At 58.2% G+C, this 22,907-nt stretch carries 20 protein-coding genes; 15 read left to right on the top strand and 5 right to left on the bottom strand.

Going from position 1 to position 22,907, the window contains the following annotated elements; all coding sequences use genetic code 11:
• The first annotated feature begins 6 nt into the window (after nt 1-6).
• The 4 genes from budC (at nt 7) to K6117_RS06135 (ending at nt 4,856) form a co-directional block, all read left to right on the top strand.
• The gene (gene budC / locus K6117_RS06150; protein ID WP_221793003.1) at nt 7-840 is read left to right on the top strand and encodes a meso-2,3-butanediol dehydrogenase; all 834 of its coding nucleotides are present in this window, start codon (nt 7-9) and stop codon (nt 838-840) included.
• Between the two features lie 3 nt (nt 841-843).
• On the top strand, nt 844-1,866 hold the full coding sequence (locus K6117_RS06145; protein ID WP_246604911.1) for a zinc-dependent alcohol dehydrogenase family protein: 1,023 nt from the start codon (nt 844-846) through the stop codon (nt 1,864-1,866).
• Nucleotides 1,859-2,233 (top strand): limonene-1,2-epoxide hydrolase family protein, encoded by a 375-nt coding sequence (locus tag K6117_RS06140; protein WP_221793001.1) that lies wholly within the window; start codon nt 1,859-1,861, stop codon nt 2,231-2,233. The genes K6117_RS06145 and K6117_RS06140 overlap by 8 nt, the downstream gene beginning before the upstream one ends.
• 430 nt (nt 2,234-2,663) lie before the next feature.
• Entirely contained in the window at nt 2,664-4,856 is a 2,193-nt protein-coding gene (locus K6117_RS06135) for a TonB-dependent receptor (RefSeq protein WP_221792999.1), read from the top strand.
• A 197-nt stretch (nt 4,857-5,053) separates the two neighbouring features.
• Here the strand turns inward: K6117_RS06135 and K6117_RS06130 are convergent, their stop codons facing one another.
• The 5 genes from K6117_RS06130 to K6117_RS06110 all read right to left on the bottom strand — a co-directional run bounded on the left by K6117_RS06130 (nt 5,054) and on the right by K6117_RS06110 (nt 12,759).
• Nucleotides 5,054-5,365 carry a UrcA family protein gene (locus tag K6117_RS06130; protein WP_221792997.1) on the bottom strand — a complete coding sequence of 104 codons (312 nt, stop codon included), beginning with the start codon at nt 5,363-5,365 and terminating at the stop codon, nt 5,054-5,056.
• A gap of 441 nt (nt 5,366-5,806) precedes the next feature.
• On the bottom strand, nt 5,807-7,201 hold the full coding sequence (locus K6117_RS06125; RefSeq protein ID WP_246604910.1) for an efflux transporter outer membrane subunit: 1,395 nt from the start codon (nt 7,199-7,201) through the stop codon (nt 5,807-5,809).
• Nucleotides 7,198-10,359 (bottom strand): efflux RND transporter permease subunit, encoded by a 3,162-nt coding sequence (locus tag K6117_RS06120; RefSeq protein WP_221792994.1) that lies wholly within the window; start codon nt 10,357-10,359, stop codon nt 7,198-7,200. The genes K6117_RS06125 and K6117_RS06120 overlap by 4 nt, the downstream gene beginning before the upstream one ends.
• Before the next feature lie 10 nt (nt 10,360-10,369).
• On the bottom strand, nt 10,370-11,509 hold the full coding sequence (locus K6117_RS06115) for an efflux RND transporter periplasmic adaptor subunit (protein ID WP_246604909.1): 1,140 nt from the start codon (nt 11,507-11,509) through the stop codon (nt 10,370-10,372).
• A 365-nt stretch (nt 11,510-11,874) separates the two neighbouring features.
• The gene (locus K6117_RS06110) at nt 11,875-12,759 is read right to left on the bottom strand and encodes a LysR substrate-binding domain-containing protein (protein WP_221792993.1); all 885 of its coding nucleotides are present in this window, start codon (nt 12,757-12,759) and stop codon (nt 11,875-11,877) included.
• A gap of 236 nt (nt 12,760-12,995) precedes the next feature.
• On the opposite strand from K6117_RS06110, the gene K6117_RS06105 reads away from it, so the two are divergent.
• The 11 genes from K6117_RS06105 to K6117_RS06055 all read left to right on the top strand — a co-directional run.
• Nucleotides 12,996-13,259: a hypothetical protein gene (locus K6117_RS06105; protein WP_221792991.1), complete on the top strand. Its 264-nt coding sequence runs from the start codon at nt 12,996-12,998 to the stop codon at nt 13,257-13,259.
• A 40-nt stretch (nt 13,260-13,299) separates the two neighbouring features.
• The gene (locus K6117_RS06100) at nt 13,300-13,857 is read left to right on the top strand and encodes a RidA family protein (RefSeq protein ID WP_221792989.1); all 558 of its coding nucleotides are present in this window, start codon (nt 13,300-13,302) and stop codon (nt 13,855-13,857) included.
• 90 nt (nt 13,858-13,947) lie between these two features.
• On the top strand, nt 13,948-15,537 hold the full coding sequence (locus K6117_RS06095) for an NAD(P)/FAD-dependent oxidoreductase (protein ID WP_221792987.1): 1,590 nt from the start codon (nt 13,948-13,950) through the stop codon (nt 15,535-15,537).
• Nucleotides 15,538-15,540: 3 nt separating this feature from the next.
• Nucleotides 15,541-15,957 carry a c-type cytochrome gene (locus tag K6117_RS06090; RefSeq protein WP_221792985.1) on the top strand — a complete coding sequence of 139 codons (417 nt, stop codon included), beginning with the start codon at nt 15,541-15,543 and terminating at the stop codon, nt 15,955-15,957.
• A gap of 87 nt (nt 15,958-16,044) precedes the next feature.
• Nucleotides 16,045-17,631, top strand: a complete 1,587-nt coding sequence (locus K6117_RS06085) for a flavin monoamine oxidase family protein (RefSeq protein ID WP_221792982.1) — start codon at nt 16,045-16,047, stop codon at nt 17,629-17,631.
• Entirely contained in the window at nt 17,631-18,059 is a 429-nt protein-coding gene (locus K6117_RS06080) for a c-type cytochrome (RefSeq protein WP_221792981.1), read from the top strand. Before K6117_RS06085 ends, K6117_RS06080 begins: the two co-directional genes overlap by 1 nt.
• A 133-nt stretch (nt 18,060-18,192) precedes the next feature.
• Nucleotides 18,193-18,561, top strand: coding sequence for a c-type cytochrome (locus K6117_RS06075; RefSeq protein WP_221792979.1), 369 nt, complete (start codon nt 18,193-18,195; stop codon nt 18,559-18,561).
• A gap of 224 nt (nt 18,562-18,785) precedes the next feature.
• On the top strand, nt 18,786-21,302 hold the full coding sequence (locus tag K6117_RS06070; RefSeq protein ID WP_221792977.1) for a TonB-dependent receptor plug domain-containing protein: 2,517 nt from the start codon (nt 18,786-18,788) through the stop codon (nt 21,300-21,302).
• A gap of 111 nt (nt 21,303-21,413) precedes the next feature.
• A complete protein-coding gene (locus K6117_RS06065; protein WP_221792975.1) occupies nt 21,414-21,911 on the top strand; it encodes a Rid family hydrolase in 498 nt (165 codons plus the stop codon).
• Between the two features lie 110 nt (nt 21,912-22,021).
• On the top strand, nt 22,022-22,648 hold the full coding sequence (locus K6117_RS06060) for an energy transducer TonB (protein WP_246604908.1): 627 nt from the start codon (nt 22,022-22,024) through the stop codon (nt 22,646-22,648).
• 72 nt (nt 22,649-22,720) lie between these two features.
• Nucleotides 22,721-22,907: hypothetical protein (locus tag K6117_RS06055; RefSeq protein ID WP_221792971.1), on the top strand; the 187-nt coding region annotated here is incomplete at its 3' end.

Genomic DNA, 22,907 nt, shown 5'->3' with positions numbered 1-22,907 from the left:
AAGGTGATGTTGCGGTTTGAGGGCAAGGTGGCCATCGTCACCGGGGGCGCATCTGGCATTGGCGAGGCGACGGTGCGCCGTCTCCACCAAGAGGGCGCGAATGTGGTCGTGGCCGATATTCGCCCCGATGCGATTGATCGGCTGTTGGACGAGATCGGCCCGGATCGCGTGATGGGGCATCAGGTCGATATGCTCTATTCGGCGCAGATTGAGGCGATGGTCGCTGCTACGGTCGCGCGTTTCGGGCGTCTCGATATTCTGGTGAACAATGCGGGGATTGGGTCGCTTGGTCGGGTGACCGAGATTGATCTGCCGCATTGGCGCGAGGTGATGGCGATCGATGTCGAGGCCGTGATGTGGGCCAGCCGGTGCGCCATCCCGCATCTGGAGGCTGTGGGCGGGAATATCGTCAATGTCGCCTCCACCTCCGGCATTGCCGGGGATCGCGGGTTTCTTGCCTATAATGCGGCCAAGGCGGCGGTGATCAACATGTCGCGTTCGATGGCGCTGGACCATGCGCCAAAGCTGCGGGTGAATATCGTTAGCCCCGGCCTGACTGCCACGCCCTTAGCCGAAGGGCTGACCGGCCATCAGGAGTTGATGGCGGCGTGGATGGACGGCGGCTTGCCCATGGCACGCCCGGCCCAGCCTGCGGAGGTGGCGTCCGCGATTGCCTTTCTCGCGTCGTCCGATGCGTCTTATATCAACGGGCATAATCTCGTTGTCGATGGCGGTACGACCGCATGGACTGGCCAGCCTGATTTTACGCGTATATTGGGCGGTGTCAGCCATTTGGAAGGTCGGGCGAGCGCCGTCGTGCGCGCAGCGGATGGAGAATAGATCATGATCCCCAGCAATATGCGTATCTATCGGCTGGCAGCCAAGCCGACGCTGGATAATCTTGAGATCACCCAAGTGCCGGTGCCACAACCGGGGCCGGGAGAGGCACTGATCCGGGTGCGGGCATCCTCGCTCAACTTTCATGATTTTCTCGTCGCGGCGGGGCATATTCCGGTAGCGGCAGGCCGGGTGCCGATGTCGGATGGGGCGGGGGAAGTGGTGGCGCTTGGCCCGGATGCGACAGGTGTCGCCATTGGCGACAGGGTGATGGGCGCGTTTTTCCCGCACTGGCTGGATGGCCCGCCGACTTGGGCCAATAATGCGGATGTCGCGGGCGAGACCTATGATGGTTTTGCGGCGGATTATGTCGCGGTCCCGGCGGCAAGTTTGGTGCCGATGCCCAAGGGGTGGAGCTTTGAAGAAGCGGCCACCTTGCCCTGCGCCGGGTTGACGGCATGGCGAGCCTTGAAGGCCGAGGGTGAAGTGGGGCCGGGCAGTATCGTGCTGGTCCCGGGGTCAGGCGGGCTCGCCATTTTCGCGGTCCAATTTGCCAGCGCCTTGGGCGTGCGGGTAATCTCGACCTCCTCTTCCGATGAAAAGCTCGCGCAACTGGCGGCCTTGGGGGCAGAATATGGAATCAACTATCGGGCCTGTCCCGATTGGGGGATGCGGGCGCGCGAATTGACCCAAGGCGCAGGGGCGGATGTCGTGATGGAGATCGGCGGCGAGGCGACGTTCGATCAATCGGTCGCCGCATGTCGGATCGGCGGGCGCGTGCTGGTGATCGGTAGCACCGGTCGTGGCGCACCTGTGCTGCCGTTGCGCGATGTGATCATGCACCATCTGCGAGTGCAGGGCATGGCGGTGGGGAGCGTGGCCCTGTTGCGGGAGTTGAGCGCGTTTCTGGCAGGGCAAACCATCCGGCCCATATTGAACCGGACATTTGGTTTTGAAGAGCTGGCCGATGCGTTTCGCTATCAATTGAGCGGCGCGCATCTCGGCAAGATCGCCATTCGCTATGACTGATCAGGCCATTTCCATCGTGCGCGATTTTATTGCGGCATGGAATCGCAAGGACCGGGATGCGATCATAAAGTTGATGCATCCGGACATCATCTGCCACGGCATCCCGCTTGACCCCGCAAAGGGGGTCGTGGCGGCGATGGCATTATTGGATGGATTTCTGGTGGCAGAGGAGATTGACTGGTCGCTCGAACATATTGCCGCGCAAGGGACGGTCGTCCTGACCGAGCGAGTTGATCGCTTCCGCTTCAAAGATGCGGACTGGACGGCTGTCCGCGCGATGGGGGTTTTCGAGATCGGGACGGATGGCCTGATCCACTTATGGCGGGATTATTTCGACAAGGAAGAATTGCTGCGCGCCCTAAGCTGAGTAAAGAAGGGCTGGGTATTCATTGCATTCCCCGATCATTCTACCGTTAAAACCAATTGGATCGTTCGTCCTTGCTCTTCTAGGATTGTCTGACAATCTGGGAATATATCTCGGTATTGTTCAATGACGTATAAATATAAGATATTATAATATAGTGTTTTTTCCGCCTAAGACATGAACGAAAAGGTTCGGGCGGTTGAAAAGGGGAGTGATGAGGAAAATCCCATTTTTGATCCGATTTGATGCGACGCGCGCCGCGTTGGTTGCATTGACGGATTCACGTCACTCCCGTCCAGTCGCGGGTCAGGCTAGCTAGTATCCACGGCTTAATATGAAACCGCACGCTATTTGAAGGCGCTGCATAGGCCTGAGTTTAGGCAATAATAAGGGGGGTATGATGAAAAAGTCCCGTTTTCTAACTGTTACCATCTTGGGTGCGTCACTGCTGACGCCGATGTATGCATTGGCCGCGGATGCGGACAATCAGGGTCTTGAAGACATTGTCGTGACCGCACAGCGCCGCTCGGAATCGCTGATGAGCGTGCCGGTGTCGGTGTCCGCCGTCGGTACCGAAGACCTTGCGCGTCAGGGCATCACCCAGAGTGTCGGCCTGTCCGGCGCGGTGCCTTCGTTGCAGGTGACCAGCGCATTTGGCGATGCGCAGCCGAACTTCACGATGCGCGGCATCGGTGTGGGTAACGAATATGGTGCCAACCAGGTGTCGCCGGTCGGCGTGTACACCGACGATAACTATCTCGTCGCCCGTACGATGCACGGCATGCAGATCTATGATCTGGAACGTATTGAAGCCGTTCGTGGCCCGCAGGGCACGCTTTATGGCCGCAACACCACTGGTGGCGCGATCAACTTCATTTCGGTGAAGCCGAAGCTGGAAGCCGGCACCAAGGGTTATGTAGAACTCGGCTATGGCCGTTTCAACGAGCTGCGCGGCCAAGGCGCGATTGAAGGCACGCTGATCGACGATGTGCTGGGTTTCCGTGCTTCCGTCAATTATGTCAAAGCCGATGGCTGGGTGAAGAACATCTATCCGGGCGAGCCGGATGCGAACTCGCGCGATTCACTGGCAGGTCGTTTGATCATCCGCGCCAAGCCAAGCGACAGACTTGACATGACGTTGAAGCTGACCGCTGGCAAGAACAACTCAACCCAGGCTGCGGCCTATCACCTGAACGATGGTAGCGGCGTGTCCCAATATCATCGTGAAGCCGATGGTCTGAGCTTCTTTGAAACCAATCAGCCGTCGCTCGGTTACAATAATGTGAAGAATCGTGGTGCACAGTTCAACATCAATTATGAACTGACCGATGAGCTGTCGATCCAGACCCTGACGGCTTATGACTGGGCAAAGCAGCATCTGAGCCAGGAAGGTTCGGGGACGCCGGTTGTTGGTTTCTTGCAGACCAATTATGGTGACGTGTACAAGCAGTTTAACCAGGAAGTGAAGCTGAACTATTCGGGCGAACGCACGAATGTACAGGCTGGCGTCTATTATGGCATGGACAAGATCAATAACGTCGATCGTTATCGCCTTGTGCAGGCACTGTATATTTACCAGCATTATCAGCAGACCCGTAAGTCGGCAGCGGCCTTTATTCAGGTCGATCAGGATATTACTGATAAGTTGAGCGCGACGGTTGGCCTTCGTTATACGAAGGACAAGAGCAAGCATTACGATGCCTATTCGTTTATCACGATTTTGGATCCAGCCACGGGTCCTGATTTCAGTGTGTATGATTTCGATCCGACGGCAGATGGCACCGGTTTCACCCATGGCTCGATTTCGCCGACTGGGGTGATTACGCCTGAACCTGCTCGCAAGCGTAAGAGCAGCCGTCTGACCGGCAAGTTCGGCCTGAACTACACGCTGGACAGCGGCGCGATCGTGTTCGCCAATTACAGCCGTGGTTATCGTGCCGGTTCGTTCAGTAGCCAGTTCTTCGGCTCCACGATCGATTTCGTGTCGCCGGAAAAGGTCGATGCGTATGAACTCGGCGCCAAGGGCAAGCTGCTCGACGGTCGCGTGAATGTGTCGGGTGCGGTGTTCCTGACCAAGTACAAGAACCAGCAGTTGAACGAAGTGATCGGCACCACCGGTTACATCCGTTCGGTGCCGGGTTCGGAAATCAAGGGTGCTGAACTTGAAATCAACACTCGTCTGATCCCGGAACTGAAGACCAACTTCGCGATCACCTATCTTGATGCGACCTATGACAAATTGACGCTTTCGGGCGTTAATCTCGATGGCAACAACCTGCCGAACGCACCAAAGCTGACGATCAATGCCGGTGCGGACTGGACCTTTGGCAAGCTTGGCAGCGGTGATTTGGTGTTCTCGCCGAACGTTGTCTACACCAGCAAGCAGTATTTCTCGCCGTTCAACAATGAAGATGGCAACTTCCATCTCGTCGGCAAGGAAAATGCCAAGGTCAATGCCACCATCGGTTGGGAGGGCGAACAGCTTTCGCTGCGTGCATGGGTCAGCAACCTGACCAACGTCAAGATGTTCATGTATGGTCTGAACCTGCGCGGTTCGTTCGGTTATGATTACATGCTGCATTCACCGCCGCGTACCTATGGCATGACGGCACGTTACAAGTTCTAAGATTTGTTTGCCGCAGAATTGCCTGTGGCACGACATTCTGGACGTTAAGGAACGGCGCGATGACCTCGGTCATGGCGCCGTTTTCTTGTTACGCGCTATTTGGCGATGTCAGCCTGCGCGTTTTACGATCATGTCCATAAAGAAAAGGCCGGGTGCGAACACCCGGCCTTTAGTCTTGTCGGCGACATGTACCCGTTTTAACGGCTGGCAAGCTTTGCATCTGCCTGTGCGCGGCCATCGGTGACGGCCTTGTTGAAGCAATTGTTATAATCCGCTGGCCTGTTCACGCCGGGGGTGGTCCAAAAACCGCAGGTGACGCGGGCTGCGATGTCGATCCGCTTATAGGCGGTGGCGCGGGCAGCCGGATTGGCGGCATTCAAATCGGCAATCGAGACGCTGCGGCTTTGGGTGACGGCATCGCTGATGTCGGATGAGGCCATGGCGGGCAGGGCCGGGAGGCCAAGGGCCGCGGCCACCAACCAAGCGGCGTGCGCGTGTGAAAATTTCATCTGGTAATATCCTTCCTACGATTGCAGACTTATTAGGTAATCTGCTTGTTGTTGTGCAGCGCAGAACCAAGTCGCCTGTTGGCTTTTACGAAGCGTGCATTGCAGTTTTATTATAGGTTTTTCGATATTTACCTGCAATCGGGTGGCCTGATCATGCCGATGATCGGGGGGTAACGAGGACAGCGAACACAAGAATAAACATCGGTTATCAGCATGATCGGGCGTTTCATCCCCCGCTGCCCCGGTTGCCAATAAAGGCCGGCATGGCGCGTACGGGGCGGCGGCTAGGCAGATATGGGAAACCAGCCCGATGCGGGCAGGCCATGTTCAATGCGATTTGCACGAATCGGTTTCAGTGCATGCGCCGCAGCAGAAAACCGACTGGGTGCACCCCGGTCAGTATTACCTATATCGCCCCAAAGCGCACGGTAGCACCGCGCTTCAGTGCGCTTCCGGTGCTATCGCGCGATACAGGGCGATGCGATAGCCGATCTGTGTCAGTCGCGTCCTGATGGCGGCCTTGCGGGCGGTGGTCAGGCTGCGTTGAGCATCCAGACGCGTGAAATAGGAATCGATGCCCGCGCGATAGCGACGGTCGCTTAAGGTGAAGCTCTGTTCGCTGGCCGTGACCAGCCGGTTTTGCGCGGCCAGTTGCGCGTCGATTGTTTCCAGCCCGGCAAGGGCATCGGCCACTTCGCGAAAGGCGGTCTGGATCGTCTTTTCATAGGAGGCGATCAGGCCTTCGCGTCGCGCCTTGCTGGCCTCGAAATTCTCGCGCCCGCCGCCGCCGAAGATGGGAAAGCTCGCGCTTGGCTTCACATCCCAACTGAACGCGCCATTGGTGAACAAGGCGGATAAGGCCGTACTGGCCGATCCGAGAGCCGAGGTCAGGCTGATCGTTGGGAAAAAGCGCGCGCGGGCCGCAGCCACATCGGCATAGCCTGCTTTAAGCGCCGCCTCGGCCTGCACGACATCGGGGCGGCGCAGCAACATTTGCGATGATAGATCGGGCTGGGGTTGAATGATCGCGGGATCAAGCGCGGCAAGGCCGGTCGGCAATTGGTCGGATGCCACCGGCACGCCGACCAATAGATCAAGCGCGTTGCGATCCTGCGCGACCTGCGTCATTGCGGCGAGCCGGTCGGCCTCGGTGGAGGCGAGCAGCCCTGCCGCCTGATTGACGTCAAGCCCGCTGACCAAGCCTGCTGCCTTGCGGCTCTGGACGAGTTGCAGGCTGCGTTCGGCGGTGGCTAGGCTGATCTCGCTTTCGCGCAACAGATCCTGATCGGCGGCCAATTGGATATAGGCGAGCGATAGCTCTGCCACCAAGGCGATGCGGGCGGCCTTGGCACCGGCTTCGCTCGCGAGATAGCGCTGGCGGGCGGCTTCGTTCAGGCTCGCCATGCGGCCAAACAGGTCGATTTCAAAGCTGGTGATGCCAATGGATGTGACCCAGTTTTCGCTGCTGTCGCCGCCTTGCAATGGTTCCTCGATTTTGACCGAGCCTCCGGCGGCAATATTGGGCAGGCGATCACGCTGCGCCCCGCGATATTGCGCCCGTGCCTGACCGATATTGGCGACCGTTATACGCAAATCGCGATTGTTGATGAGGGCTGTCGTCAATAGCGCCTGCAGTTTTTCATCGCGGACCAAGGCCTGCCACGACAAGGCGGCATCGACATTGCCTGTGCTGGCGACGGGCGAGGGGATGGGCGCGACCTGTTGCGGCCATTGGGCGGGCACGGGCATGGCGGGCTGCTTGTATGCGCCCATCATGCAGGCCGATAGCGCCGTCATGGTGCCGAGCGTACAGGCGATGCGAAACGGGCGGTTCATGCTTGCTGCTCCTGTGCCGCGATGGGCGGGGCCGGGGGCGAGGTATTACCCTGCCATTTGGCGTTGACGCGTTCGGCGATGGTCACGACCATGTCGAAGAACATCGGGATATAATAAATCGCCAGCACCGTGGCGGTCAGCATCCCGCCCGCGACCGCCGTGCCGATGGCGATGCGGCTTTGCGCCCCCGCGCCCGTGGCAAAGGCCAGCGGCAGCACGCCCGCGATAAAGGCGATGGACGTCATCAGGATCGGGCGGAAACGGATGCGGGCGGCGTTGATCGCGGCGGTGCGAATGGAATCGCCGCGTTGCCATGCGGCCTCTGCGAATTCGACGATCAGAATCGCATTTTTCGCCGCCAATCCCATCGTGGTGAGCAGGCCGACCTGAAAATAAATGTCGTTGTTCAGCCCGCGTGCCATGACGGCCAGCACCGCGCCGACGATGCCCAATGGAATGACGAGCAATACCGCCAAGGGGATCGACCAGCTTTCATACAATGCGGCAAGGCAGAGAAACACCACCAGTGCCGAAATGGCATAGAGCTTTGGCGCGCGGCCATGCGAGAGCTGTTCTTCATAGGACAAGCCGCTCCATGCGAAGCTGGTGGCCGGGGCTGTTTTTGCCTGTAGTTCGGCCATGCGGTCCATCGCCTCGCCAGAGCTTGCGCCCTCGCCTGCTTCCCCCTGAATCTGATAGGAGGAGACGCCGTTGAAGCGGCTCAAGGTCGCTGGCCCCTTGATCCAGCGCGTGGTGGCAAAGGCGGAGAAGGGGACCATTGCCGTGCCGTCCTGTGTGCGGACCTGCCAGCTATCGAGATCTTCCGGCAGGGATCGGAACTGGGCATCCGCCTGCACATAGACGCGCTTGACCCGGCCACGGTCGATGAAATCATTGACATAGCTCGCCCCCCATGAGGCGCTGAGCGTATCATATACATCGTTGATGCCGATGCCGAGGGCGGCGATCTTGGCTTCGTCGATATCGACCCGCAATTGCGCGGTATCTTCCAGCGTGCCTGCGCGCACTGATTTGAGCTGCGGGTCTTTGGTCGCCGCCTCGATCAGGGCATCGCGCTGGGCGAGGAAATCGGCGCGGCTCAGGCCATTGGTGTTCAACAATTCGAACGAGAAGCCATTGGACCGGCCAAAGCCCCGGATGGCGGGTGGATTGGTCACGATCACTCGCGCATCGCGGATTTTCGCCATGGCCTTGGAGGCGCGCTTCACTATCGCATCCGAACTTTGATCCTTGCCCGGGCGATCATCCCAAGGGGTGAGGTTCGCATAGGCCTGACCCGCATTCTGGGCATTACCGGACAGGCTGTTGCCGGTCGTGTCGAAATAATGTTCGACCAAGGCTTTTTCCTTGGTCATGAAATAGGTTTCGACCTCGCGCGATACTTCTGCGGTGCGGTTCATCGTTGCGCCCGGCGGCAGGGTGTAATTGACCAATACCTGACCTTGATCATCGGCGGGCAGAAACCCGGTCGGCAGGCGCACGAACGTCGCCCAGATGATCAGCACCACCGCGCCATAGCCCAGCAGAAAGGCATTGCGGCGGTTGATGACCTGGCTGACCCGGCCAAGATAGCGTTCAGTCAAACGGGCGAACCATTGGTTGAAACGGTCTGCCCAGCGATGCGTCGCGCCGTGGTTCGGTTTCAGCAACATGCTGCACAAGGCGGGCGAAAGGATCAGCGCGACGACCACCGACAGCAACATCGAGGTGATGATCGTGATCGAGAATTGCTGATAGATGATGCCCGTCGTGCCGCCGAAAAAGGCCATGGGCAGCAAGACCGCGCTCAACACCGTAGCCACGCCGACCAATGCGCCGCCAATTTCCTGCATGGATTTGATCGTGGCATCGCGCGGCGAGAGTTTTTCCTCGTCCATCAGCCGTTCGACATTCTCCACGACCACAATCGCATCATCGACCAACAGGCCGATTGAGAGGATCATGCCGAACAGGGTCATGATATTGATCGAAAAGCCGAGAACGGACAGCACGCCAAAGGTGCCGAGCATGACCACCGGCACGGCGAGCGCCGGAATGATCGTCGCCCGCCAGCTTTGCAGGAACAGATACATCACCAACACGACCAGCAGGATCGCCTCTGCCATCGTCTTGACGACTTCCTTGATCGATACCTTGATCAACGGGGTCACATCGCGCGGATAGGAGATTTCATAGCCCGCAGGCATATGGCGGGCGAGAGCTTCCGCCTTGGCCTTGACCGCGACGGCAGTTTTCAACGCATCGGCACCGGGCGCAAGCTGAAGCGCAATGCCGGATGATGGATAGCCATTCAGGCGGGAGGCGACACCATAATTTTCATTGCCCAATTCGACGCGGGCGACATCGGACAAGCGGACCAACGCGCCATCGCGATTGGATTTGACGATGATATTCTGGAATTGCTCGACATTTTCCAGCCGGCCTCGCAGCGTCACGGTGGCGTTGAGCTGTTGATGGGCGGGGGACGGGCCTTCGCCCAATTGGCCTGCCGACACCACGGCATTGTTGCGTTCAATTGCCTGACGGATGTCGGATGGCATCAACCGCGCAGCCGCCAGCCGATTGGGATCAAGCCAGATCCGCATCGCATAAGACGAGCCGAAGATATTGGTCGCGCCGACGCCTTCGATCCGACTGAGCGGATCTTGAAAATTGCTGACGAGATAATCGGAAATATCGGCCTGTGTCGATTTACCGGTCTTATCGGCGATGGAGACGATCACGAGGAAATCGGTCTGCGATTTATTGACCGTCACGCCTTGGCGCTGAACCTGTGTGGGCAGGCGGCTCATCGCGCGCTGGATCTTGTTTTGGACCTGCACCTGCGCGGTGTCCGGGTCTGTGCCTTTGACAAAGGTCGCGGTGATCTGGGACTGGCCATCCGAGGTGGAGGACGAGGAGAAATACAACAGCCCGTCAATGCCATTGAGCTGTTGTTCAAGCACCTGGGTGATGCTCGTTTCCACCGTTTCCGCAGATGCGCCCGGATAGGTCGCGCGGATGTTGACGGTGGTCGGCACAATGTCCGGATAACGGCCAACCGCCATCGACATCAGCCCGGCAAGCCCCGCCAGCATGATGCCGATGGACAGGACGAGCGCAAAAATCGGGCGCTTGATGAAATACAAGCTGATCATCGCTTAGGTCCTATTTCTGGAGATCAGTCGGGACTGGTTTGACCAAACTGCCGGGCTTGGCCTTGTCGGTGCCTTCGACGATCAGGCGATCACCGGGCTTCAATCCATCGGTGATCAGCCATGATGCGCCAATCGCGCGGGTAGCCGCAACGACGCGCTGCTCGACCTTATTATCCTTGCCGACAATCAATGCGGTTGCCTCGCCCTTGGCATTGCGGGCAATCCCTTGTTGCGGCGCGAGGACGGCATGGGCGAGCTTGGCCTCTGGCGCGAGGATCTTGACGAACATGCCGGGCAAAAGAACGCCATCCGGATTCGGGAAACGGGCGCGGATCGTGACCATGCCTGTCGCCTCATCCACCATCGGTTCGGTAAAGCTGATGTCGCCGGTCTGTTCATAGACGCTGCCGTCTTCCAGTTTCAGGCGGATGCTGCCGGTCGCGGGCAGGCTGCTGCCATTGGCGAGCGCGCGGCGCAGGGCGAGCAATTTGACGCTGGATTGGGTGACATCGACATAGACCGGGTCCAGTTGCTGAATCACGGCCAGCGCATCGCCCTGATTGGCGGTGACAAGCGCGCCGGGGGTGACGCTCGAACGCCCGATCCTGCCGCTGATCGGGGCGATGATCCGGGTGTAGCGCAAGGTCACATCCGCCGATTGCAGCGCGGCGCGGGCTTGGGCGACATTGGCGCGGGCTTGGCGTGCGCTGGCGCGAACATCGTCGATGTCCTGACGGCTGACGGCCTCGCTATCCGCGAGCGTGGCATAACGATCGGCACGGGCGGTGGCGGCGGCCAAGGCGGCCTCTGCGCCCGCCAGCCGGGCCGATGCCTCGCCGCGCGCGGCCCCATAAAGGGCAGGGTCGATTTGATACAGGGTCTGGCCAGCGCTGACGAGGCTACCCTCGGTGAATGTCCGGGCCTTGACGATGCCCGATACCTGTGGCCGGACCTCGGACATGACCGTGGCACGCACGCGGCCCGGCAGTTCGCTGGTCGTCTCGGTGGCGCCAGTGGCGATCACGATGAACCCGACTTCGGGTGTCGGCTTGGCGTCTTTTGCGGGGTCTTTGCCGCAACCCGTCAGGGCGAGCGCGCCGAGCATAATGCCAGCGAGCAACAAAGGGCGCGGAGATAATGCGTGCGTCATTTGAGGAGGTTCCGACCAATTCGTTGATGTGCTGTTTGTGGCATTTTTATTGTCACGGCGTGTTTAGCCCGAAAATGGGGTGGGGAACCATGGGCTTGCACAGGCAATATGCCAAATTATGACAGAACCCGAGGGGCAGGTGCATGAAAAGGGCTTGTTCCAACCGACCAAGCCTTCACCTTGAAGTGCCGGCTATAGGGGCGAAAAACCAGTGGATTTATAGTTATTTTCACGGCGGCCCTTTCGGTTATTATTATATTTGATGCAAGGATATGGGGCTGGATCGCCAATGAAAATCGCTAGTTATGCATCCGAGGTTGCGCAATTTGCATGCTCGACCGGTCCCGCCTTCGCGATGACGACATTTACAAATTCTGTTCGAACTGGCGCAATATCCAATCGTGAAAACGCTTCAGCGCCCGGTTTTCAAAGGCGCTGTGCTTGCAGGCGAAGAAGAAGTTGAATTCTGTCGGAATGCGCTCGCCAAAGGGGCGGACCAACCGGCCAGAATTGATGTGCGTGGCCGAATGCAGGTCAATGGCAAAGGCCAGCCCCATGCCATTGGCGGCGGCCTCCATCATCAAATGCCCATTGTCGAAATAGATAATCGAGGCTGGGCGGATATTCGGGATGCCAAGCGCCGCGCACCATTTGGTGAGCAGGCGATCCGTGCCGCGCAGCAGGAGCAATTTGTGATGGCGGATGTCGCTTGGATCTTGCAGCGGCGGCGTCCCGCCAACCATCGATGGCGCGCCGACAATATAGGTGAATTCTCGCCGCAATCGCCGATTATATAACAATTCCGAGACCTGATCGGTGAACAGGATTGCGCCGTCGACATCGTCCCGGACGCCTGCGGGCGGTTGGGGCGAGGAATCGAGCGTGATCGCGATGTCGGGATAGCGGGTGTTGAAATCCGCCAATCTGGGCAACAGCCATTGGCTGCAAAAAAAGCTGGGTACACCGAGCTTTAGGGTGTTTGATCGGTCTGGCGCGGTGGTAAAGGCATTGCCGATGGATTCCAGCGCGGGCGTCAGGCGTTTGAGCAATTCTGCGCCGTCATCGGTTAAATGCACTTCATTGCCGGTGCGGTCGAACAGATCCTGGCCGAGATAGCTTTCCAGCGCCTTGATCCGGCGGCTGACGGCGGATGGCGAGAGGTTGAGCTCGTCGGAAACTTCGCGCAGCGTCGGGCGCTGGGCGGCCATGACAAAGGCCTCGATCGCTCCCATTGAGGGCAGGCGTCTCATGATAGCCCTCCCTTGCAAGGCGGTTGGCGCAAGCAAGATGGCCGGACACATGCCGCTGATCTGTGTTTCATATTGGTCGTCCAATCTTGATAATATGGCGACCTTCAGGACTTCCCTTCCCCAAAACTTCACGCGCACGCAGATCGATACCGACTTCAAGTTACGCCAGATGCACCGCTGGTCAATCAGCTTTTGCAACGTGACATTCGTTTTTTGCAACGCAGCAAGTCGCTGCCTTGCGTGCTGCCGAACAACGGGCCGAACAAGGGAAAGACTATTCAAGTCTCCGCATTGTCCATGCTGAAATAAGGGATTTGGCGGCAGATTGTGCTGACTGTGCGGGAAAATTCAGCGTTGCGTTTAAATCATGCTGCATTGCCGCAATTGCGATTGCGCGTTGTGGGCATCCCCGTGATTGTCATGTTCAATATGGCGAAAAACGCAACGGATCTTGTTTATTGGTTTTTATAAATCAAGATAAATGCGAGATTTCAAAATAATATCGGAATATTGTCATAAAAATAAGGGGGCGTATAAATAATGTTGAAGAAATTGTCCGGAATTATTGCTGCATCTCTTCTCGCATCGCCTCTCCTCGCATCATCTGCGCTTGCTGCTGGCATTGAACGCCACCTGATCAATCCCGAAGCCATTATCCTGACCGGCGTCACGGTGCCGGAAGGCGCAACCACCCTCTATCTCAGCGGCGCATTGCCTGCGGTGGCCGATGTGACCAAGCCGACCAGTTCCATCGAAGCCTATGGCGATACCAAGACCCAGACATTGAGCACGCTTGCGCGCATCAAGGGCAATCTTGAAACGCTTGGCTGGTCGATGTCGGATGTGGTCAAGCTCACGGTTTTTCTCGCGGGCGATCCCAAATTGGGCGGCAAGATGGACTTCAAGGGCATGAACGAAGCGTATAGCCAATTCTTCGGTTCTGCGGAAAATCCGAACAAGGTGGCGCGTTCGACCGTGCAGGTTGCGGCGTTGGTCGGTGCGGGCTTTCTGATCGAAATCGAAGCAATTGCCGTCAAGGCCAAGGTTTCCGGCAAGATGCCCGGCAAATCGGCGGATGCGCCGCTGCTCGACCACTGAGTTTCGCCCCCGCCAAGCGCGGGGCCGATGTCGCCTATTTCACCGCCTTTGGCGCGCCCGATCATCCCAGCAGATATGGGAGCATATAACATGTCCATCAAAGACTTCACCCCCAGTCGTCGCCAACTCCTGTCGGCCATTGGCACGACCGCCGGTTCCGCCGCCGCGATGCAGGCGATGGCGGTGCTTGGCCATGCCGCCGAGAGCCGCTTTACGGGGCCACCGCAACTGACCGGCACGCGCAAGGGGGCGTCGGTGCTGGTGCTTGGCGCGGGGCTGGCCGGGCTGGTCGCGGCGTATGAATTGAATAAGGCGGGGTATAAGGTCCGGCTGATCGAATATCAGGGGCGTCCGGGTGGGCGCAACTGGTCGCTGCGTGGCGGGGATACCCATGTCGAAGTCGGCGGTGCGGTGCAGAAGGTGGAATTCGCGCCGGGCAATTATCTCAACCCCGGCCCGTGGCGCATTCCGCACCATCACAAGACGCTGCTGCATTATTGCCGCTTGTTCAATGTCGCGCTGCAACCGTTTATCCAGATGAATCACAATGCCTATGTCCATCAGACCGATGCCTTTGGCGGCAAGCCGATGCGGTACAAGGAAGTGGCGACCGATTTTAAGGGCCATGTCTCGGAATTGATGGCGAAGGCGATCAATCAGGGTTCGCTTGATGACAAGGTCAGCAAGGAGGACAAGGAACGGCTGCTGGAGGCGATGCGGAGCTGGGGCGTGCTCGATAAGGACATGGCCTATACCAGCAGCCTCAAAGTATCGGCGCAGCGTGGCTATGATCTGCCGCCGGGCGGTGGGGTAGGCGGCGCGCCGACCCCATCTGCGGTCGCGAGCCTTTCGGATATGCTGGATTCCAAGGTCTGGAACCAGATGGGCTTTTATTTCAACTATGTGATGCAGACGACGATGTTCCAGCCGGTTGGCGGCATGGACATGGTCGGCAAGGCCTTTGCCCGCGAAGTCGATCACCTCATCACTTATAATGCCAAGGTCACCAAAATCGCCCAGAATGCCAAGGGCGTCACCGTGACTTGTGAAGATATGGCCACGGGGGCAGTCAGCGAAGCCAAGGCCGATTATTGCGTCTGCGCGATCCCGGCATCGGTGCTGAGCCAGATCGAGATGCAGGCCGGGGACAAGATGCTCGCGTCGTTAAAGGCCGTGAATTACAGCGCGTCCGTCAAGACCGGCCTCGAATTCAAGCGCCGTTTCTGGGAAGAGGATGAGGCGATCTATGGGGGGCATAGCTTCACCAATCAGCCGATTTCGCTTATTTCCTATCCCAATTACAATTTCTTCAAAGATGGCCCTGCCGTGTTGCTGGGATCGAATGCGGGCGGCCTTGGCGGGTCGCTGCTCGGCGGGATGGAACCTGCGGCGCGGATCGAGGCGATTTTGGCGCAGGGCGAAATCATCCACCCGCAATATCGCCAGGAATTTATGAGTGGCGTATCCGTGGCATGGGGCCGCGTGCCTTGGAACATGGGCGGTTTTTCGCGGTGGAGCGACGAAGCCCGCAAGGACCATTATGCGAACATGATCGCAATGGATGGCCGCATCGTCCTCGCCGGGGAACACGCATCCTATATCGGCGGCTGGATGGAAGGGGCGCTCACCTCGGCAATTGACGCCATCACCCGCCTGCACAAGCGCACACAGGAGGCCTGAGCCATGAACATTCGGTATATTTCACATCGCCTCCTCGTCGTGATGGCCATGATGGGCGCATCGGTCCCGGCGCTTGCGGTCGGGCCGGGCTTTAAACTGCCGCCTGCGGAAACGGGCGAGCAGGTCTATGTGCAGGCCTGCCAGACATGCCATCAGCCGGGCGGCAAAGGCGGGGCGGGGGCCGCATCGGCCTATCCGGCACTCGCCAATAATCCCAAATTGGGGGTCGCGGCCTATCCGATCCTGACGATCTTGCGGGGTCGCGCGGCGATGCCATGGTTTGGCGGGACGCTCAGTTCGGCGCAAATCGCCAAGCTGGTGACGTATCTGCGGACCAATTTCGGCAATAATTACGCCACGCCGGTCACCGAAGACGATGTGAAGAAACTGAGCGTCAATCTGCCGGTTTCAGGCGAATAATTCGGCCACCATCATGATCCGCCGCACGGATCATGATGGCACCAACCCGATCAATCGGGCCACCCAAATAACGGGGCAAGACCAATCATGGATGATATCAACGCACCGACCCGCCGCAAATTGTTTGAAACCATCGGCAAGGCCGGTGGCATGGTGGCGCTTTATCAGGCGATGACCTCGCTTGGCCATGCGGCAGAGACGCAATTCAACGGCCCGCCGAAACTGAGCGGCGCGCGCAAGGGTTCAACCGTTGTCGTGCTGGGCGCGGGGCTTGCCGGGATGCTGGCGGCATATGAATTGACCAAGGCGGGCTATAAAGTCCGCATCCTCGAATTTCAGGGCCGTCCGGGTGGTCGCAATTACACGCTGCGCGGCGGCGATAGCCATACTGAAATCGACGGCACGACCCAGAAGGTCGAATTTTCGCAGGGTAATTATCTCAATCCCGGTCCGTGGCGGATTCCGCATCACCACCGCACCTTGCTGCATTATTGCAAGCAATTGGGCGTGCAGTTGGAACCGTTCATCCAGCTCAATCACAATGCCTATGTCCATAATACGGATGCATTTGCGGGCAAGCCGGTGCGCTACAAGGCAGTCGCGACCGACTTTAAGGGCCATATTTCGGAATTGCTGGCCAAGTCGCTTCAGCAGAATGCGCTTGATGAAAAGGTCACGACCGAAGACAAAGAGCGCCTGATCGAGGCAATGCGCGGCTGGGGCGTGCTCGACAAGGACCTGTCCTATAAGAGCAGCCTGAAGGTTTCTGGCCAGCGCGGCTATGATCAGCCGCCGGGGGCGGGGCTGGGCGGTGTGCCGACGCCGTCCAATATCACGACATTGCATGATGTGCTGGATTCAAAGGTCTGGAACACCATGTCCTTTTATTTCAGCTATGTAATGCAGACGACGATGTTCCAGCCGGTCGGCGGGATCGATATGATCGGCAAGGGCTTCGCGCGCGAAGTCGGCCATCTCATCACCTATAATGCCAAGGTCAGCAAGATCGGGCAGAATGCCAAGGGCGTGACGATCACCTATGAAGATGCCCTCACCGGGGCTGTCAGCCAGGCCAAGGCCGATTATTGTGTCTGCACGATCCCCTTGTCGGTGTTGAGTCAGCTTGAGGTGCAGGTATCGGATGAAAAGGCGGCGGCGATCAAGGCCGTGCCTTATAGTGGCCAGGTCAAGATCGGCCTCGAATTCAAGCGCCGCTTCTGGGAAGAAGATGAGTCCATTTATGGTGGCCACAGCTTCACCAACCAGCCGATTTCATTGGTGTCTTACCCGAATTTCAATTTCTTCCAGAAAGGCCCTGCGGTGTTGCTTGGCGCATTTGCCAGCGGGGCGAATGCCTATCCATTGGCGGGCATGACGCCCGAACAACGGATCGAGGCGGCGCTGGCGCAGGGGGAGGCGATCCACCCTCAATATCGCAAGGAATATATGAACGGCACGTCGGTCGCATGGAGCCGCGTGCCGTGGAGCCTTGGCTGTTGCGCGCAATGGAATGATGAATCGCGCAAGGAACATTATCAAAACATGGTGTCGATGGATGGCCGGATCGTCCTCGCGGGCGAACATGCGTCTTATTATGGGTGCTGGATGGAAGGCGCGATGCTGTCGTCGATCGATGCCATCACCCGCCTGCACAAGCGCGCGCTGGAGGCCTGATGATAGCCGGGCGGCAAACAGGTTTCGGCTTGGCGTTGGTCGCGCTGGGGGTGCTGGGTATTTCGGGGCCCAGCATCGCCGATGCGCCGGGCGCTGGCGGGACCATGGTCGAAAAGCCGGTGACCGGGGAACAAATATATCGGCAGATCTGCCAAGCCTGCCATCTGGCGGATGGCAAGGGCGGGGCAGGGGCCGGTAAATTCCCGGCGCTCGCCAATAATCCGCGCATGGCGGTGGCTGCCTATCCGATTTCAGTCGTGACGCGCGGCAAGGGGGCGATGCCCTGGTTTTCCAATATGTTGAACCCGGTGCAGGTGGCCGCAGTGGTTGGTTATGTTCGCATCAATTTCGGCAATAATTATCCTGCGCCCGTCACCGAGGCTGACGTCAAGCAATTCGGCGCGCCACCGCCAAAGCCGGAAGAATAACGCGGGAGGGTCCTGCATTGGGGGCGTTGCGTTCAAGTCATGCTGCATTGCAGCAATAGCGATGGCGCAGCGCCTTAAGGGGCATAGACTGAACTTCATTCAAGGGCATCAACCACCAAAAAGAAGAATCGAAGTGACCAGCAACAGATATGTCTTCCTCGCCGCTTATATGGTCTCATTCGTATGTCAGGCCGCGCCCGCAAGCGCGAACCAGAAGCTCTATATCGATAATTGTTCGGCCTGCCATCAGATCAATGGCAGCGGGATTGCCGGGGCTTTTCCAGCACTTGCCAAGACGCCATTTGTGCAGTCGGACCCCGCAAAAGTGGCCTCGGTGCTGCTTTATGGCCGTAACAACATGATGCCCGCCCAAAAGGACGCCCTGTCCGACGCGCAGATCGCGAGCATCCTCACCTATGTTCGCAAGAGCTGGGGCAACAAGGCATCTGGCATCACTGCATCCCAAGTGGCCGCCGTGCGCAAGCGCGGGCGGCCTTTTTGATGGGTGGGGGGATTATCAATAGCGTTGCGTAAAACGCAATCTGATCCGCAAATAATGCGTCAGAATTTGTGAATTAAATATTGCGATGCGATGCAAAGTTCGTGAGTATATGAATCATAAATCGAACTACTAAATAAAAAGTTTGATTAATATGTGTGGGTATAAAAATAAAAAATAAGAAATTAGGTGGGGGATTGGTCGACAATCCATAAAGGGGGTTCTTTGTGAACTATAAATCCAAACTTCGCCTTTCTCTCGTTATCGCTTCTTCCTGGACTGTGGGTGCGCATGCACAACAAGCCGTGCCGCTGGCTATTACTGCCGAGGCTGCCGTCGAAGCTGCCGCAGATGCCGAAGATGCGGGTAGCAGTGAAATCATCGTGACCGGCACCCGCACCAGCGGCATGGTTGCCGCCGAAAGTGCCACCCCGATCCAATTGCTCAGCTCGTCCGCGATTGAAAAGGTCGGCCAGCCGAACCTCAATCAGGTGTTGACCCAGCTGGTGCCGTCTTTCTCTGCCCAGACGCAGGGCACGGATATGTCCAACTTCTCGCTCAGCGCCCGTCTGCGCGGCCTGAACCCCAACCATACATTGGTGATGGTCAACGGCAAGCGCCGTCATGGTTCGGCCATTTTGCAGGTGATCGCCGGTCCGTTCCAAGGTTCCGCCGCGCCGAGCATCGATCTCATTCCGCCAGATGCCGTTTCGCGCATTGAAGTGCTGCAAGAAGGTGCTGCCGCGCAATATGGTTCAGATGCCATCGCAGGTGTGCTCAATATCATGTTGAAAAGCAATGATAGCGGTGGCACGGCCAAGATTACCGCAGGTCAATATTTCGACAGCGAAGGCGAAACCTATAGCGTCAGTTCCAATGTCGGGATGAAAATCGGCGATGCAGGCTTTCTCAGCCTGACCGGCTTTCACCGTCGCAGCGGCTATACCACGGTCGGCGATGGCCAGACGAGCGTTCGCGACATCAATGGTGTGTTGAACCCCAATATTAATGCCAATTTCACGTCGATTTACGATGCGCTCGATCTGAAGGGGATCAACGGCGGGCAGGCCAAATCGCAATTGTCGGTGGGCTTTTTCAACGCAGGCTATGATTTTGGCGATGTCCAATTCTATGCCTTTGGCGATGTGTCGCGGCGCAATGGCTATGCTTATCAGGGCTTCCGCACCCCGAACCGGATTTGCACCAGCTCGTCCAACCCTGCGACATGTTTTGCTGATACCGGCACGACCGGCATGGTCCCGCAGCAGAATGTGATCCAGCAGGAATATTCCTTGACCAGCGGCCTTAAGGGCGCAGCATTTGGCTGGGATTGGGATCTGAGTGCGACCTATGGTTCGGACAAGAATGAGATCTACACGATCGATTCCGCCAACCGCTCACTCTATATCGACAAGGGCTTTACCCCGACATCCTTCTATGATGGCTCGTTCGAGCTTTCGCAGTTCACCACCACGCTCGATGTGCGTCATGGCTATGACGTTGGTCTGGCGGAGGACCTGACGGTTGCGCTGGGTGCTGAATATCGCAAGGACAAATACGCCATTGGCGCAGGCGACCTTGCGTCGCGCTATAAGGAAGGCGGCCAGTCGTTCCCGGGTTATTCCCTGACGGATGCGGGCAATTATAGTCGTGATTCCAAATCGGTATATCTGAACCTTGCGACCAAGCCTGTGGATGCATGGACACTGGATCTGGCGGGTCGTTATGAAGATTATAGCGATTTCGGCGATACGGCGATTGGCAAGGTCACCTCGCGTTATGATTTCAACGATGCCATCGCCATTCGCGGGACGTTCAGCACCGGCTTCCGTGCCCCGACACTGGCTGAATCCTTCTATTCGGCAACGAATGTGGGGCCGACCAGCGCCAATGTGCAGTTGCCGCCAAACTCCGCCGCAGCGGCGTTGCTCGGTTTCAAGCCGCTGAAGCCTGAAAAGTCGATGAACTTGTCGGCAGGCGTGGTGTTGCGTCCGGTATCGCGCCTCGTGACCACGATTGATGCCTATTACATCAAGATCAAGGACCGGATCGCCGGTACTGCGCCTATTCGCGGCTTGGTCGGCAATGTGCAGCAGCCGCAATATGCGGCGGTGATGGCGGCGATTGCGGCGCGCGGCACGGTGCTTGATGCAGTGCCGGATGTCAGCCTTCAGACCTTCACCAATGGTGTCGATACGCGGACTTGGGGCGTGGATTTCGCGGCTCGCTATCCGGTCGATCTCGCATTCGGCAATCTCGATCTGTCGCTGTCCGGGAATTATAACGAAACCAAGGTGACGAAGAACAAGCTGGGTGCATCGTTGTTCACTGCACAGGCCGAGAGCTATCTCGAAACCGCGCAGCCGAAGTACAAGGTAATGGCGAGCGTGGCCCTGACCACCGGTCGCTTCAGCGCCAATCTCCGCCAGTCCTATCAGGGCAAGTCGGTGGTGCTCGTCTTCCCGTCCGTCAGCGGCTATGGCCCCTATGAAGGCACGGTCAAGGCCACGCCATTGACCGATCTGGAATTCGGTTATGAAATCACCGATTGGGCGACTGTGTCGGTCGGCGCGAACAATCTGTTCGATAAGAAGCCGGAAATTCCGGGTCTTGTCCCCGTCGCAGTGGCAGGTGGTACATCGCCTTATGTCAACGGCACCTCCACCATCAATTCGCCTTATGGTCACGGCACCTATGGCACCAATGGCGGCTATTATTACGCGCGCTTAGCGTTCAAGTTCTAATCATCGAGGAGGAGGGCCGACCGTGGTGAAAACTGCGGTCGGCTTTCTTTATGCGATGCGACGGACGCCCATCTACGACGCCTTTATTTCCCGGATCACAGGAGTAATTTCATGAAACGCATCCACGGTCTTGCACTTGCCCTGGCGTTGACAGCCGTTTCGGCCAATGCCGCTTATGCTGCGGGGATCGAGCGGACCAAGGGTTCGCCCACTTCGCCAATTGCCAGCACGGCCACCGTGCCAGCGGGCAGCAATTTGTATTTCCTGTCAGGCAGCACCGCATCGGCGATCAATCCGGCGGATACGGAGAGCCCGAATGCCTTTGGCGATACCGGCGCGCAGACCTTGAGCATCCTGAACAAGATGAAGGCGCAATTGGCGACGCTTGGCCTTGGCATGGGTGATATCGTCAAGCTGAACGTCTTTCTTGTCGGCGTACCCGCCTTGGACGGCAAAATGGACCGCGATGCGATGAATGCGGTGTTCAAGACCTTCTTCGGGACAGCGGAACAACCGAATTTGCCGACCCGTTCCACCGTGCAGGTGGCAGCGCTCGGTCGGCCTCAGATCCTTGTCGAGATCGAAGGCATCGCCGCCAAGGCACCTTGAACGATCCTGAACAACAAATGTGATCATGTGATCCGGCGGTCGTTGCCGGTCATTTGATCTGTGTAGCAACGGAGTGCTGAACCCGAATGGCTTATGCTGATAAACAACCCATGAGCCGGAGCAAGATGTTAGCCATCGGCGGTGTCGCCTTGCTCCATCTCGTGCTGTTATGGGGCCTGAAAAACGGTCTGGATTATAATGCGGCGGTCGAGGTTTTCGAAGATTTGAAGACCTTTGACATCAAGGAAGAACCCAAGGTCGAAGAAGAAGCGCCGCCGCCGCCCGAACAAAAGGACATGCCGCCGCCACCGACGGTGGATGTGCCGCCCCCGCCTGTCTCGGTCGCGCCGCCCCCGGTGTTGCCAGCGGCCCCGCCTGCGCCGATCATGGCCCCGCCACCGCCACCACCCGTGGCCATTGAGCCACCCAAGGCGATGCAGGCGCAAGCGGCCCGCGCCCGTGGCAATCCGGCAAGCTGGGTGACGACCGAAGATTATCCGCCAAGCGCCTTGCGGGAAGAACGCGAGGGCGTGACGGGGATCGCCTGGGACGTGACGACGGATGGCAAGGTCGCCAATTGCCGGGTGACTCAATCGAGCGGTAGCGCCGATCTCGATGATGCAGCCTGCAAATTTGTCACGCGTCGCGGTCGGTACAACCCGGCGCTCGACCAGAATGGCAACCCGATCCAGTCTTCGGACAAGCGGCGCGTGCGCTGGCAGATCCCGAAGGATTGATCGCCTTCAACGCCTATTCCATGTGGGCCAATGGCCCAATCTTCAGAACGGTTTATTCAAGAGGTTATTGTAATGCAGAATGTTGTTGAAACTGCCAATGCAGCAGCGGAAGTCGTTACCAACGCCGCATCAGCCGCTGCGCCTGCCGCAGAGGCACTGGCCAACACCGCCGCAGTTGAAGGCGCGGAAGCAGCCGCCACCAAGTTCGGCCTGATCGAAGCGCTGAACGACGGCGGCGCGCTGTCGTGGACTTTGTTCC

The organism is Alteraquisediminimonas sediminicola, assembly GCF_019740335.1.
In the GTDB taxonomy this organism is placed as follows: Bacteria; Pseudomonadota; Alphaproteobacteria; order Sphingomonadales; family Sphingomonadaceae; genus Alteraquisediminimonas; species Alteraquisediminimonas sediminicola.
This window is presented reverse-complemented; position numbering and strand designations above follow the sequence as displayed.